Below are 14,634 nucleotides of genomic sequence, written 5' to 3'. Positions count from 1 at the left end.
ACCAAACAATTAAACGCGAGTCTGCACGAAGCACCCAGCCTGTCTTCCGGGCACCGGGCAAGAGCTTTGCAGCTGGGCAGATACCGGCCGGCCGAGCTTCGTAAGGAGCTGCAGCAGGATTCATGCCAGAAAGCCCGCTTGCATGACAAGCGCGCATTCGGCACTTGACCGCTTGCCGCCCAAACGAGGCCATCCCGCCTGAAGCGCAGCTCCGTTCGCAGCCCGCGGGGTTCCGCGCAGACTTGCAGCGTCATTTATCTTCTTTAGGAGGTTGATATACATGTTTAAGAAAATAACGATTCAGAACGATCAGCGCGGTATGCTTTTCCGCCGAGGGAGCTATATCCGATGCTTACAGCCGGGTACGTACCGATTGTCGTCTTTCTCGGTCGATAAAGTAGAGGTACTGAATGTTACCAAGCCATTTGCCGTGCAGGGGAAGGACCTGCATATTTTTCTGCAAGATCAGGCGCTGCTGCGGGAGCTGGCGGTTATCGATGTGCGGGACTACGAGTATGTGCTCTGGTACGAGGATGGCAAATATGCCGGGTTCCTCAAGCCCGGAAAATACGCGTTCTGGACTGTCTTCGCGAAGCAAGAATTCGTGCGCGCGGATGTACGCGAGCCGGAATTGTCAGCGTCACTTGACCGTTCTATCATTCCGAAGCTTGGCACGCATGTTCAGATCTGCGACGTTGGCGAGCAGGAAATCGGGTTATTGTATTTTAATCATGAGCTTCAGCGGCAGCTCCAGCCAGGACGTTATTACTTCTGGCGCGGCCCATCAGCTGTCGTCGTGAAGACCATCGACATGCGGAGGCAGCAGCTCGACATGACAGGTCAAGAAATGCTGACGGAGGATAAAATACCGCTGCGTCTTAATTTTGTCTGCCAGTATCAGGTGACGAATCCGCTGCAGACGATCACGATTGCCCAGATGAAAGACCAGCTCTATATTTTGCTGCAGCTGATCTTAAGGGAGTATGTCGGGACGATGAAGCTCGATGAGCTGCTGCGCGTGAAACGGGAGGTCGGCGACTACGTATTGAATCGGCTTCGCGAGAAGGAAGCGGAGTTTGGCGTGACTTTCAGCTCTGCGGGCGTGAAGGACGTCATTTTGCCGGGAGACGTGAAGGACATTCTGAACACGGTGCTGCTTGCGGAGAAGAAGGCGCAAGCGAATCTCATCACAAGAAGGGAAGAGACGGCCTCGACACGCAGCCTGTTAAACACGGCGAAGCTAATGGAGGAGAATGGAACGCTGTTCCGCCTAAAGGAGCTTGAATACTTAGAGAAGATGTGCGAGAAGATCGGTACGGTTTCGTTGATGGGCGGAGGAGGAGGGCTGCTCGAGCATATGAGCCTGCTGCTGAAATCCGGACAGGATCGCACATAGATAAAACAAAGGTCCGCTACATGCGTAAGGCAGCATGTCCAGCGGACCTTTGTTTTTATTAGACGCCATAGGAGACTTTACGAACCAGCTGCTCGATCCGCTCGGCCATGCCTGTATCGTCGAATTGGGCGTGGATATCCGGCTTAAACAGCTGAAGCTTCTTGATTTGATAATAATCTCCGATTGCGTTTCGAAGCGTCAGGTTATTTTTCATCAAATAGTGAGGATCGAGCAGGTTGCGGAACAGCAGTTCATCCTGCAGGACAATGAGCGTCGCATTAGTAAGATGCAAATATCCTTCTTCCATGCCCCGTTCGTAGAAAACACGCAGCCGCTCGTTCCGTTGGCTGATCGCCGAATCGATGTCTGCCATCAGCTGTGGATAAACTTCGCGGAAATCGTGAAATAAGATCTCGGTTCCGTAATTTGCGATCAACAGCGTTTGGATGAAGGAGGTTTTGAAGCCCTGGATGATCGCATCGCTGCTTCCTGTGCCGAGCGTTCCTTCGGTGCCGACAATATACGTCATGAAAATCCGAGCCAAATGCTCGATAATCTCGTCGCGAGAGGTGAAATATTTATAAAGCGTTGCTTTTGAAATGTCCATCGTCTTCGCGATGTCGTCCATGCGAAGTCCCTGAAAGCCGCTTAATTTAACCGGATGAAGCAGCTTTGCCACGTACTTGGATTTGATGGAGTCGTCGGTATAGCGGCAGTTTTGCGATTCATTGGTCGTGTCCATAAGCGTCGTCACACTCTCTTTCTATAACCATCAGTATACACAACTGAGCCATGAAAATAAACTAAATAGCCGAACTAAACTAAATTCATTGAAATGAGTTTACTTAATCTATTTTTTGGGTTATGATCAGTTCACTAAAGTGAGGTACCATCATTAAAGGAGAGACGAACTATTTATGAGTACGACGAACGTAGCGAACATCCGTTTCTGGCCCGTCATGACCGCGATCTTTTTTGGCGCATTTTTAAGCATTCTGGGGATCAGCACCATTAACGTGGCTTTGACTATTTTCATGCAGGATTTCCATTCGCAGATCAGCACGGTGCAGTGGACGCTGACCGGGTTCATGCTGTCGCTCGGCATTGTTGCCCCGCTGACCGGTTACTTGGGCGATAAATTCGGTTATAAAACCGTTTATTTGTACGCCATGATCGGGTTTGTTCTATTTTCCCTGCTGTGCGGATTTGCATGGGGAATTGAATCGCTGATTGTATTCCGGATTATTCAAGGCTTGTTTACCGGACTAATTCTCCCAACGACAATGACGATCATTTTCCAAGTGATTCCGAAAGAAAGACAGCCGTTTGCCGTCAGCATCTGGGGTTTGTCCGCCATGCTAGCCCCTGCGTTCGGACCTACGATCAGCGGCTTGCTCATTCAGCAGCTTAGCTGGCGCTGGCTGTTCTTCATCAACGTGCCGATCGGCATTATCGCGATTCTCTTCATTGCCGTGATGATTCCCGCTTACCGGATTGGCAGCGCCAAGAAGCTCGATATTCTGGGCTTGCTTTCCGTCGTCATCAGCAGCGCTTCGCTGCTTGTCGCGCTGAGCCAGGGCCGCCTATGGGGCTGGGATTCCGCCAGAACGCTCAGCTTGTTCATCATCGGGGGTATTTTCCTGATCGGCTTCATTATATGGGAGCTTCGAGCGAAGGAGCCGCTGCTGAATCTGCGCGTATTCGGCAACTTCCGCTTCTCCATTACGTTGGTCGCGAATACGATCATTACGATCAGCTTGTATTCCGGTACGCTGCTTGTGCCTTTGTTCCTGCAAAACGTTCAGCAAATGTCGCCGGTTAAGACAGGACTTATCCTGCTGCCGGCATCTCTAATCATGGCGCTGGCCATGCCCATCGCGGGCAAAATCTACCCGCGCGTCGGCGCGAAATGGATGACGATCGTGGGGCTTGCGCTCATTATTTACGGCAGCTTTGAAATGACGCACATGAAAACGGACAGTACGGACTTCTATATTATCTTGTGGATGTCAGTCCGCAACCTGGGCGTATCGTTTGCGGCTGCTGCGACAAGCACGGCGGGCATGGAGGAAATCGGGCCTTCGATGGTCGGTCATGCGTCGTCTGTGACCAACTGGGTGCGTAATGTCGGCGGTTCGTTCGCAATCGCGCTCTTCACCTCGCTGCTGGCATCGCATACGATCACGCATATCGCAGAGCTGACGAAGAGCGGTGCTGACAATCCGAAGCTTATCCCGCTGTCTTCCTTCACGATGAGCGTGAACGATGTGTTCCTGGTCGCCACTTACATTGCGGTTGCCGCCATCCCGTTCACACTGTTGATTCGCAGGAAAGGGAAAGCCGCCAAAGCGGCAGCAGTCGCTGCTTAAGCATCCTTAGGGTAAACAAAAGGCGTATGGAATGGAGTGATCCCTTTCATACGCCTCTTTTTGTCAGAAATGCGGCACATCCCTGTTCTTGAAGGCGCGGGGATTCATGCCGTAACGCTTGCGAAACTGGCCGGCAAAATGATTATAGTTCTGGAAGCCGACATCCAGCGCCACTTCAGCCGCCTGCCGGTCCGTATGCTCCAGCAGCAGCGCTGCTTGGCGAATGCGCATATCGTTAAGTGAATCGACGATGGAGGTGCCGGTCGATTCCTTGTAGAGATGCGACAGCCTGGAAGGGGACAGACCGACTGTTCGGGCCAGCTCATCGATTCGAACCGGCTCCTGCATGCGCGAGGACAGCAGATGCTGGATTTCATCGATGCGCGGATCGAGCGGCTTCGACAAACGGCGAGCCAGCAGCAGGAGAATTTCGCGCAGGGTGTTCTCGCACAGCTCGCTCCAATAGGCGCTCCGCTCGATGGAGTCGGCAACGATTCGCCGGAATGCACGGTGGATGCGCTTGCGGGCAGAATCGTTGTCGATCGTATGGACGAGCAGCTTCTCTACGGGCAACAGACTGGTCTCGGTTACGCGCGAGGTGAAATGCACCCACATAAACTGCCAATGGGTCCCGTTCGTACCGTATTGATGGGCAACGCCGGGCTGCAGCAGCGTCACGTCCCCTTTCCGGCAGAATCGTTCCTGTCCGTCGACCAGGAAGCAGCCGCTTCCGTCAAGCGTGTAGGTAATGAGCCAGTCGCTCATGCCGGACGGTCTCTTGGCAGCATAATTATCCGTCTCATAGAAATGACCGGCGATTACCGCCGTTTCGCCCCGTTCTTTAATGACCGAAGGCAGCTGTCTATCCGATGCGCTCATCGCGAATCCCCCTCGCCAGGTGCTTATAAGAACAATGGAATATAGCAGGATTGTTATTGTTTTTAGCATGATTCTTACTTCAGCAGTGTAGCATTCCTGCTTACAATAAAGCTATAGCGAACGATTGATAGGGGGAAGAACGAATGGCAAAGACATTGCGGGTGCTGACGGAAGAACAGAAGCGGCAGTTTGATACGGAAGGGTATTTGATCGTAAAAGGATTGTTCCAGCAGGAGGATCTGACGGCAATTGGAGATACGTTCGAGCAGATGAGCTATGAGACAATTCCCGGCTATTTCGAGCCGAATTTGAAGGGGGACTCCCTGGATCCGCTGAGGCGCTATCCGCGCGTAATGCATCCGCACCGATTCAACGAAACGGCGAAGAAATATATGCTGCATCAGCCGGTGCTTGCCGTGTTGGCGGATTTGTACGGCGAAGAAGCCTACGCGGCGCAAAGCATGTTCTATTACAAGCCGCCAGGCTCCAGAGGCCAGGCGCTGCATCAGGATAACTTCTATTTGAAAGTCGAGCCGGGCAACTGCATCGCAGCCTGGACGGCGATCGATGCCGCGCACGAGGATAATGGCAGCCTGCTCGTGGTGCCGAAGACGCAGGCGCATGAAATCACTTGTCCTGAGCATGCCGATACGACGGAATCCTTCACGAATCATTTTGTAAAGCCGCCCAAGGACGGCGTTGTCATGCCTGTCGTTATGGATAAAGGCGACGTGCTGTTCTTCAATGGCAACCTGATCCACGGCTCCTACCGGAACAAAACGAAGGATCAGTTCCGCCGGGCGTTCATCTGTCATTATGCCAACGCTTCGGCTGCCAGCATCAATGTGCACTACAATCCGCTCTACAAAGCGGACGGCACGGAAGTGGAGCTTGCGGGCAATCCCGACGGCGGTCCTTGCGGCATTGAAGTCGGGGAGTTCACCTATCACTAATCATGCTTGCCCTCGTTCATAACCGCAGCCGCCTTGAGCGGACTGCGGTTTTTTGAGGTCTGCCGAAAATAAGCATACTTTATCGGTGAAGAAGGTAAGCGCTTCCGCCGCCGCCGCGCGATAATACGAGTAGTAGCAGCGCAAAACTTAAGTAGATGCTTACGAAGCGAGTTTTGCTATCGCAAAACTTAAGCCGATGCTTACGAAGCGAGTTTTGCTATCGCAAAACTTAAGCCGATGCTTACGAAGCGAGTTTTGCTATCACAAAACTTTCAGGAGGTTTTTTCAATGTCGACTTTTCATGGGAAGTTACCGGAGGCGGACGTGGAGTTTTATGAGGAGAACGGGTATGCGATCTATAGGAATCAGCTCTTCAGCGCGGAGAAGCAGGCGGAGCTGACAGCGATTTTCGAAGAGCAGTGGGAACTGGTAGGCCGAAGGCTGAACAGCGAGCTGGATACGCCGCATTTTCGCGACGAGCGGCTGCTGAAGTTTCTGCTCAGCGATGAGGTGTTAGATCTGGTCGAGCCTATTCTCGGCCCTAATATCGGACTGTGGTCAAGCCATTTCATCTGCAAGGAGCCGCACATCGGCAAGCAGACCCCCTGGCATGAAGATTCCGCGTACTGGAACGGCCGGCTCAGTCGATTCGATAAAATCGCGACCGTTTGGCTCGCGATCGACCGAAGCTCGCAAGAGAACGGCTGCATGCGCGTCATACCGGGCACGCATAAGAACGGTTTCTCGCATTATGAGGCGGTTAGCGAGGACGACAATATTTTCGCCACCCAAATTAAGAATATCGATGCAACCAAAGCCGTTTATTTCGAATTGGAGCCGGGCCAATGCTCGATCCACGATTCTCGCATCATTCACGGTGCAGCAGCCAATTCGAGCCCTAATCGCCGATGCGGCTATACGATGCGTTATTTTGCCACGGACGCGAAGGTGTTTCCGGAGAAGAACCCGGGCTTCAAGGTCTGGCTGGCACGCGGGAAAGATATCGCAGGAAACAATTTCGTTAACGTATAGTTGACGTATAATAGTAAGAAAAGATGATAGCCTAGCGAAGGAGGCGGATCAATACGCATGGGCGCCGATAAAGAACCGCAAAGGCTGTTGAACGACAGCTATATGACGCTAGCGTCACCCGTCCGTCTCTTCCGGCATCGGATCGACGGTCGGATCGACACGCATTGGCACGAATTTTTTGAAATGGGCTTTGTCGTTGCCGGGAGCGGGACACATATTCTAAATGGGGTTGCCATGCCGCTTTCGCGGGGGAGTGTCTTCCTGCTGACGCCTGCCGATTTTCACAGCCTGGAGCCGCATCCCGGCGAAACGCTGCAGTTGTATGATTTGATCTTCAATGATCCGTTTATTCGTGAACCGCTGCTGGAGCTTTTGTTCGATTACCGGATGGTTTACGCCGCAGATTATGGGCTCGAGGACACCGAATACGCGGAGCGTGAATTCGCGCTCATCTGGCAGGAGGCTGAACATAGGGAGCCGGGAAGCGAGCTTCTCATTCAGGGCAGCGTCGAACGTCTGCTCGTTGAATTGTCCCGCAAGTGCCGTGCGGCGCAAAACTCAGCGTACCGAGCAACAGTGACCGGGCAGGCAATTCCCTCGGCGGTGCGCAAGGCGCTCATTTACATCCAGCATCATTTCCGCGAAACACTCTCGCTTCAGGAAACAGCCGCGTACTGCGGCTTGTCCGCCAACTACTTCAGCGAATGCTTCCGCAAAGGTACAGGCGCCACGTTCCAGTCATACGTGCAGGAGCTGCGGCTTCAGTTCGCGCGGTCATTACTGAGAACGACCCGGCTGCCGGTGACGGAAATCTGCTTTGCCTCCGGCTTCAACACGCTGCCGCACTTCGAACGGGTGTTCAAGAAACGGTTCCGTCTGCCGCCTAGGGATTATCGCATCAGCTAGAACCGCAGTCGCCTTGAGCGGACTGCGGTTTTTTTGCGATGTTCGGCTTCTTGGGGAGAGACCGGGGAGCATCGCATTTTAATCGTAAAATCGCTATACTGATAGGAGACTTGCTAGATTCGGAGCATCAACTTAAATCGAACATTCACGGGGGACATTCATGCGTAAATTACCGGCTCCTCTCAGAGTGCTGCTTATTCTGCTGCTGTTTACTTTCTTGCAGGCTTACGTCGGGTGGCATCTGCAGTTCTACCTCGAAGAAGCCACGGGAACCGGCATACTGGGAGCGGTTTTCTGGCCGCTCTATGTCCTGATTGCCTTCGGCTATTTGTTCGCAAGACTGCTTCGCAGGGTGCTGCCGGGTTTCTTGGTGACCGGACTCAAGAAGGCTGGCGCCTTATGGATCGCGGTCTTCGAGTACAGCGTGCTCATGCTGCCGCCGGCTGATCTGCTCGTATGGCTGCTGCGGGCGGCGTCTGTGCCGAAGGATACAGCGATTATGTGCGTCGGAAGCGCGGTTATTCTGCTGCTTGCTGCTATTATGCTGCGAGGCTCTTGGAATGCATGGAGCCCCGTCATTCGGAACTATGAGATTACGATCGATAAGGCAGCCGGCGAGCTGCAGCAGCTCCATATCGTCGTCGCATCGGACCTGCATTTGGGCACGACGGTCGGCCGCAAGCATTTGAACCGGCTCGTGGAGCGCGTAAATGGCCTGCAGGCCGACATCATGCTGCTTCCCGGCGACGTGCTGGATGACGACGTCGAGCCGTTCATCCGTCATGATTTCGGCAGTCAATTGGCCCAAATCCAAACCCGTTTCGGTACCTATGCCATCCTCGGCAACCACGAGTATTACGGGGGCGGCATTGAAACATATGTGAAGCGCATGCGAGAGCTCGGTCTTCCCGTGCTGCTGGACGAGACGCTTCTCATCGATGGCAGCTTCTACCTCATCGGGCGCAAAGACAAGACTGACCGCAACCGCGCTTCGGCGGCAGAGCTGAGCGCAGGCTTGGATGGGGCCAAGCCGATGATCATGCTGGACCATCAGCCGGGCGCGCTGCGCGAAATCGCTGAAGCCGGCATTGACCTGTCGCTGCATGGCCACACGCACCGCGGTCAAATGGCGCCTAATCATCTGGTGACCAAGCGAATTTTTGAGCTGGATTGGGGTTATCTGCGCAAGGGAAGCCTTCACGCGATCGTCTCCTCCGGGTACGGGACATGGGGACCGCCGATCCGAATCGGCAGCCGCAGCGAGATTTTGTCCATCATCGTGCGGTTTAACTGCCAGTAAAGACAACAAATGCGTATTGGTCGGAAGTCTGTTACGTCGTATAATTAATAGATTGATCGTTGTATACCGTTGTATGTTTAGGACGCATCCACTAGGGGAGCTGCTAATGGAACTTGAATGGATTGGACCGGAAGCGCCGCTGCCCCTGCCGCCTGCGCGCGAGCCAAGGTGGAGACGGTTCGCGGGCTGGCTGGCGAATCGCGGCAAGGCGACGCTTCATTTCGATACACCGCTTTGGCGCGCTGCCATCGCGGGGCTTTGGCTGATGAGCTGCGCGGTGCTCATCGTCACCGCGCTCGGCATGCCGACAGGGCTCGGAGCCGCTGTCGATGTCGTCATCGCCGCTCTGATCGGGACGCTCGCGATGACGATTGCCGGCTTCGCTGCGGCTTATATACTGGCACTTTGTTATGTGCCGATTCCTCGCCTAAGCACGGGCGTACTGACCTTCACGGGCTTAGTCAGCTGGTACGTGTTCGACGAAACGGACGTCGGTGATTCGTTGTCGATCGTGCTCGCGTCGGCTGTTGCCGCGATTGGTTTGATCGGCGGGCTATTCGTCGGCCTTCTCATTCATCGGCGCGTTTCCGCATGGGTCAAAATCACACTCATTGCCGCCATAACGATAGCTGCACTTAGCTTTAACAATTGGCCCATTAATGCATACGGCGATGTTCCGGCCGATGCAGTGCCGGCTGCGGCCGAACCGGAAGTTCCTTTGCTGCAGGCCGATAATCCGGCCGATACCGGGCTGTATCGGGTGCAATCCTTCACCTACGGCAGCGGGGGAGATACCAAACGGAATGAATTCTCGTCAGGAGCGGCGGTCACATCCCAATCGGTGGATGCTTCAGCGTATATCCACCGGTGGAAATGGCTGCGAAGCTTGTTCTGGGGCTTCGACGAAACGGCACTGCCGATTAACGGGCGAGTTTGGATGCCGGAAGGCGAAGGCATCTTCCCGCTCGTGCTGATGGTGCATGGGAATCATCTCATGGAGCAGTTTTCGGACGAAGGGTATGCGTATTTGGGCGAAATGCTTGCAAGCCGCGGCTTCATCGCCGTATCCGTGGACGCAAACTTCTTGAACTATTCCTTCTGGGGGAACATTCCGGATAACGACATGAAGGTTCGCGCCTGGATCTTGTTGAAGCATTTGCAGCAGATCGCCGACTATAACACACGTGCGGGCAACCCGTTCTACGGGCATGTGAATTTGGAGCAGGTCGCGCTAATGGGCCATTCACGCGGCGGGCAGGCCGTGGCGATGGCGGCGGACCGAACCAAATGGTTCGCGGACGACAAAACGCTCGCAAGTCTGTCCGGCATAGGCATTCAAGCAGTCATTGCCATTGCGCCGACGGATACGACAGTGGACAAGAAGAAAGCGGAGCTGAAGAACACCTACTACTTGTCCCTGCAAGGTGCAAGCGACGGCGACGTGGATACGTTTAACGGGGAACGGCAGTATATCCGTACGACCTTCTCGCCGGATTCCGGCCGCTTCAAATCTACGCTCTATATTGGAGAGGCGAATCACAGCCGCTTTAATACGTCATGGGGCACGATGGACGACAGCCTGCCGGGAGGATTGCTGCTCAGCAGCAGCGAAATGATGGACGCCGCGGATCAGCGGCAGATCGCCAAAGTGTACGTCTCTGCTTTCCTGGAAACCGCGTTTCACGGCAAGCAGGCATACGCCAAGCTGTTCGAAGACTATCGCACCGGCGCTGCCTGGCTGCCGAACGCGACATACATCAACCGCTATGAAGACGGCAGCTTCCTGCCGATTGCAAGACTCGACGAGGATTATGACAAGACGACCCTTAGCAACGGGGCGACAGCCAAGGCGGATAAGCTCCAATGGTCCGAGGCTTCCGCCGAAGACCGCGACGGCAAGGACAAGGGCACGCGCGGCGCCGTGCTGCAGTGGAAGCAGGGTGACGGCAGCTACACGCTGCAGCTGCCTGCTTCGATGGATGAGCTGCATCGCGGGACCTCGGCCAATTCGCAGCAATTTGTCTTCAATATGACGAATTTGGAGCGGGAATTGCCCGGCTTCGACAGCGATGATGACGAAGGCATGGCGATTCCGCTGCCTGAAGTCGAGATCGAGCTCCAAAGCCGAAACGGCGCTTCCGTGCGTCTGCCGCTTGCTCAGTTCAAATCCGTAACGCCTCTGCCGTATACGCATTTCACGCTTTTTCCTTGGATGGAGAAGCGCGTGATGAACGGCAAGTATAAGGAGCCGACGGAGCCGGTATTCCAGACCTACAGCCTGCCGTTCAAAGCGTTTCAAGCAGGCAGCGCGGAATTTGATCCGGCGCAGCTATCGCGCGTGACGTTCTACTTCATGAGCGACCAAGGCAAAGTGATGCTCGATGACATCGGCATCGCGAACGTGCTTGCGAATTAACGCGATCCATGATTTTCAAAATCGAGGAGGAGTAAGAATGCTGATCGGCATACCGCATGTGCTTTCCCCCGAACTACTCAAGTTATTGATGGAAATGGGACATGGCGACGAAATCGTGCTGGCGGATGCGAACTTTCCGGCGGCCAGCCACGCACAGAGGCTCGTTCGCAGCGACGGCCATGCCATCCCGGAGCTGCTTGACGCGATGCTGAAGCTGTTTCCGCTTGATTCCTATGTCGACAAGCCAGCCGCATTGATGCAGGTGGTCGCAGGCGACTCGGTGGAGACGCCGATTTGGGATACGTACGCAGCCATCATCCAAGAACGCTCTGGCGTGGCAGATCCGTTTGAAACCGTGGAGCGGTTTGCGTTCTATGAGCGGGCTCGTCGAGCTTATGCGATTATCGCGACAGGGGAGCGTGCGCCTTACGCGAATGTGATTTTGAAGAAAGGCGTTATCACCTGATCGCACCATGAGTGGCGCAGGCAGGCCGCATCCGATACGCAGTCGGGTGCGGCTGTTTTTTTGCAGCGCCAGAATATACGGGAGCATCCTACAAAAGTCCATATCATGGCTAAAAGCATCCATGCCATGCAGCGTGACTAAGACCTATACTTGTAGTCAACAATCGTAACGATGCAGCAATTTCAAGAGCGTCGTTTATTCCATAAGGGGGATTATCCGTCATGTCGATCGCGTATCACGCCGCAACCGGCCTATTTCATTTACAAACACGCACAATGAGCTATATGTTCCAAGCCCTTGAAGGTTATCCAGCCCATCTCTATTGGGGACGCAAAATCAGTGAAGGAAATGCAGCCCGCCTGCTGAAGCGCGTTGAACGCTGTTCGTTCAGCCCAAATCCGGTGCCCGAAGACCGAACAATCTCGCTTGACACGCTGCCGCAGGAATATCCGGGCTTCGGCTCCAGCGACTTCCGCACGCCTGCTTATGCCGTGCAGCTTGCCAACGGCACAACGGTGACGGAGCTGCTGTATGCTTCCCATGAGATTCGTGCAGGCAAGCCTGCGCTGGAAGGGCTCCCGGCCGTATACGCTGATAAGGGCAGCGAAGCGGAGACGCTCATTGTTACGCTTGAGGACAAGCTGTCCGGCTTGAAGGCGGAATTATCCTATACCGTATTCGAAGCCTTCGATGCAGTCATCCGGTCCGTTCGTTTTATTAACAACAGCGAAGACGTAATGCTATTGAACCGCGCGCTAAGCTTCAGCGTGGACCTCCCGAACGATCAGTTCGACATGCTGCAGCTGTCAGGCGCATGGGCGCGCGAGCGTTACGTGCACAAGCGCGAGCTTGTTCCGGGTCTGCAGGCGATCGAAAGCCGCCGCGGTTCCAGCAGTCACAATAACAACCCGTTCTTCGCGCTTCTTGCGAAAGGCGCAACCGAGGATCACGGCGACGTCTACGGCTTCAGCCTCGTCTATAGCGGCAGCTTCGCGGGCGGCGTAGAGGTTGATCAGTACCATACGGCGCGCGCCTACCTCGGGATCAACCCGTTCGATTTCTCGTGGCGCCTGGAAGCCGGCGAAGCGTTTCAGACGCCGGAAGCCGTTATGGTGTACTCGGCGGAAGGACTTGGCGGCATGTCGCATACGTATCATGAGCTGTACCGCACCCGTCTATGCCGCGGCGCGTTCCGCGATGCCGTGCGTCCGATTCTGGTCAACAACTGGGAAGCGACTTACTTCAATTTCAATGCAGACAAAATCGAAGCCATTGCCAAAGCGGGCAGTGAGCTCGGTTTGGAGCTGTTCGTGCTTGATGACGGCTGGTTCGGTCACCGCGACAGCGACAACAGCTCGCTCGGCGATTGGGTCGTCGACAAGAAGAAGCTTCCGAATGGGCTTGAGGATCTTGCGGAACGCGTTCGCAGCCAAGGGCTGGAATTTGGCCTCTGGTTCGAACCGGAAATGGTATCGCCGGACAGCGATTTGTACCGCGCGCATCCGGATTGGTGCCTGCACGTGCCGGGGCGCCGCCGTTCCGAGGGCCGCCAGCAGCTGATTCTCGATCTGTCCCGCAAAGACGTGCAGAATTATATCGTGGATGCGCTGAGCAGTATTCTTGGCAGTGCGCCGATTACCTATGTGAAGTGGGATATGAACCGGAACATGAGTGAAATCGGTTCCGCCCTGCTGCCTGCGAACCGTCAGCGGGAAACGGCTCACCGATACATGCTGGGACTCTACAATGTGCTCGAGCGGATTACGTCGGCATTCCCGCAAATTCTGTTCGAGAGCTGCTCCGGCGGCGGCGGACGCTTTGATCCGGGCATGCTCTACTACATGCCGCAAACGTGGACAAGCGACAATTCCGATGCCATCAGCAGGCTGAAGATCCAATACGGCACAAGCATTGTTTATCCGATCAGCACAATGGGCGCCCATGTATCAGCCGTGCCGAATCATCAAGTAGGGCGGAGCACCCCGCTGAAAACACGCGGTGACGTGGCGATGTCGGGCAATTTCGGCTATGAGCTGGATCTGACCGTATTCACCGAAGCGGAGAAAGAAGAAGTGAAGCGTCAAGTTGCAATGGTCAAGGAAGTTCGCGAGCTGGTGCAGTACGGCAAGTTTTACCGTCTGCTCAGCCCATTCGAGGGGAACGAGACGGCTTGGATGTTCGTCTCGCCGGATCAACGCGAGGCGCTGGTCGTGCATGTCGCCGTTCTGAACGAAGCGAATGCGCCGCTTGGACGTCTCAAGCTGAAAGGACTGAACAGCGGCTTGAACTACGAGTGGGTTGGCACGGGCGAACGGGTCGGCGGCGACGAGCTGATGTATGCCGGCGTTGCGAAGGAAAGAGCGCACGGCGATTACTTCAGCACGGTTCACCGCTTCATCGCGAAGTAGAAGCATGGGTTAGATAAACCTATTTCATAGGGACATTCGAACGGACAACCTGCCCCCCTTCCGAATATGCTGTACTGCAGCGTATTTTGAAGGGAGAGTGAGGTCGGTGCCGCATACCATTTACTGCAGCGTTTCGGCGATTTTCGGTTCCATACTGACCTTTTCTTTCGGGATGTGGCCTGAGTCTCTGACCTTACTGATTGTTGCCATGGGCATCGATTACGTGACAGGAATCACGGCTGCAATACGGGAGAAGCAGGGATTAAGCAGCACGATCGGATCGTGGGGACTCGCGCGCAAAGGCATGATGCTGCTTGTCATACTGCTGGCGCATCGTATAGATATTTTACTCGAATTGAGCAATATCGCGATGGGAGGAGCCGTGTACTTCTATTTGGCTAATGAACTGCTGTCCATTACGGAGAATTTAGGCCGTATTGGCGTTCCTATGCCCGATCGGCTCCGCGATCTGATACAAGTGCTTAAGAATAAGAAATAGCCGATGTATA

General features: G+C 54.6%; 12 protein-coding genes. 10 read left to right on the top strand and 2 right to left on the bottom strand.

The window, feature by feature from the left end; translation table 11 throughout:
* The first annotated feature begins 280 nt into the window (after positions 1 to 280).
* On the top strand, positions 281 to 1,396 hold the full coding sequence (locus KXU80_RS10070) for a slipin family protein (RefSeq protein WP_219838047.1): 1,116 nt from the start codon (positions 281 to 283) through the stop codon (positions 1,394 to 1,396).
* Positions 1,397 to 1,454: 58 nt separating this feature from the next.
* Here KXU80_RS10070 and KXU80_RS10065 read toward each other — a convergent pair whose 3' ends face one another.
* Positions 1,455 to 2,138: a TetR/AcrR family transcriptional regulator gene (locus tag KXU80_RS10065; protein ID WP_219838046.1), complete on the bottom strand. Its 684-nt coding sequence runs from the start codon at positions 2,136 to 2,138 to the stop codon at positions 1,455 to 1,457.
* 175 nt (positions 2,139 to 2,313) lie between these two features.
* Between KXU80_RS10065 and KXU80_RS10060 the strand changes: the two genes are divergently transcribed.
* Entirely contained in the window at positions 2,314 to 3,765 is a 1,452-nt protein-coding gene (locus KXU80_RS10060) for a DHA2 family efflux MFS transporter permease subunit (RefSeq protein WP_219838045.1), read from the top strand.
* A gap of 63 nt (positions 3,766 to 3,828) precedes the next feature.
* Here the strand turns inward: KXU80_RS10060 and KXU80_RS10055 are convergent, their stop codons facing one another.
* The gene (locus KXU80_RS10055) at positions 3,829 to 4,644 is read right to left on the bottom strand and encodes a helix-turn-helix domain-containing protein (protein ID WP_219838044.1); all 816 of its coding nucleotides are present in this window, start codon (positions 4,642 to 4,644) and stop codon (positions 3,829 to 3,831) included.
* 143 nt (positions 4,645 to 4,787) lie between these two features.
* On the opposite strand from KXU80_RS10055, the gene KXU80_RS10050 reads away from it, so the two are divergent.
* The 8 genes from KXU80_RS10050 to KXU80_RS10015 all read left to right on the top strand — a co-directional run bounded on the left by KXU80_RS10050 (position 4,788) and on the right by KXU80_RS10015 (position 14,624).
* On the top strand, positions 4,788 to 5,597 hold the full coding sequence (locus KXU80_RS10050; RefSeq protein WP_219838043.1) for a phytanoyl-CoA dioxygenase family protein: 810 nt from the start codon (positions 4,788 to 4,790) through the stop codon (positions 5,595 to 5,597).
* 288 nt (positions 5,598 to 5,885) lie between these two features.
* Entirely contained in the window at positions 5,886 to 6,629 is a 744-nt protein-coding gene (locus tag KXU80_RS10045; protein WP_219838041.1) for a phytanoyl-CoA dioxygenase family protein, read from the top strand.
* Between the two features lie 57 nt (positions 6,630 to 6,686).
* Positions 6,687 to 7,535: a helix-turn-helix domain-containing protein gene (locus tag KXU80_RS10040; protein ID WP_219838040.1), complete on the top strand. Its 849-nt coding sequence runs from the start codon at positions 6,687 to 6,689 to the stop codon at positions 7,533 to 7,535.
* A gap of 160 nt (positions 7,536 to 7,695) precedes the next feature.
* Positions 7,696 to 8,835 (top strand): metallophosphoesterase, encoded by a 1,140-nt coding sequence (locus tag KXU80_RS10035; RefSeq protein WP_219838039.1) that lies wholly within the window; start codon positions 7,696 to 7,698, stop codon positions 8,833 to 8,835.
* Between the two features lie 106 nt (positions 8,836 to 8,941).
* The gene (locus KXU80_RS10030; protein WP_219838038.1) at positions 8,942 to 11,251 is read left to right on the top strand and encodes an alpha/beta hydrolase family protein; all 2,310 of its coding nucleotides are present in this window, start codon (positions 8,942 to 8,944) and stop codon (positions 11,249 to 11,251) included.
* 37 nt (positions 11,252 to 11,288) lie between these two features.
* Positions 11,289 to 11,717 (top strand): RbsD/FucU family protein, encoded by a 429-nt coding sequence (locus tag KXU80_RS10025; protein ID WP_219838037.1) that lies wholly within the window; start codon positions 11,289 to 11,291, stop codon positions 11,715 to 11,717.
* 221 nt (positions 11,718 to 11,938) lie between these two features.
* The gene (locus KXU80_RS10020) at positions 11,939 to 14,125 is read left to right on the top strand and encodes an alpha-galactosidase (protein WP_219838036.1); all 2,187 of its coding nucleotides are present in this window, start codon (positions 11,939 to 11,941) and stop codon (positions 14,123 to 14,125) included.
* Between the two features lie 106 nt (positions 14,126 to 14,231).
* Positions 14,232 to 14,624 (top strand): phage holin family protein, encoded by a 393-nt coding sequence (locus KXU80_RS10015; protein WP_219838035.1) that lies wholly within the window; start codon positions 14,232 to 14,234, stop codon positions 14,622 to 14,624.
* The last annotated feature ends 10 nt before the right edge of the window (positions 14,625 to 14,634 follow it).

This window comes from Paenibacillus sp. R14(2021) (genome assembly GCF_019431355.1).
GTDB lineage: Bacteria > Bacillota > Bacilli > Paenibacillales > Paenibacillaceae > Paenibacillus_Z.
The sequence above is the reverse complement of the archived record's forward strand: the minus strand, read 5'-3'. Positions and strand labels throughout refer to the sequence as shown.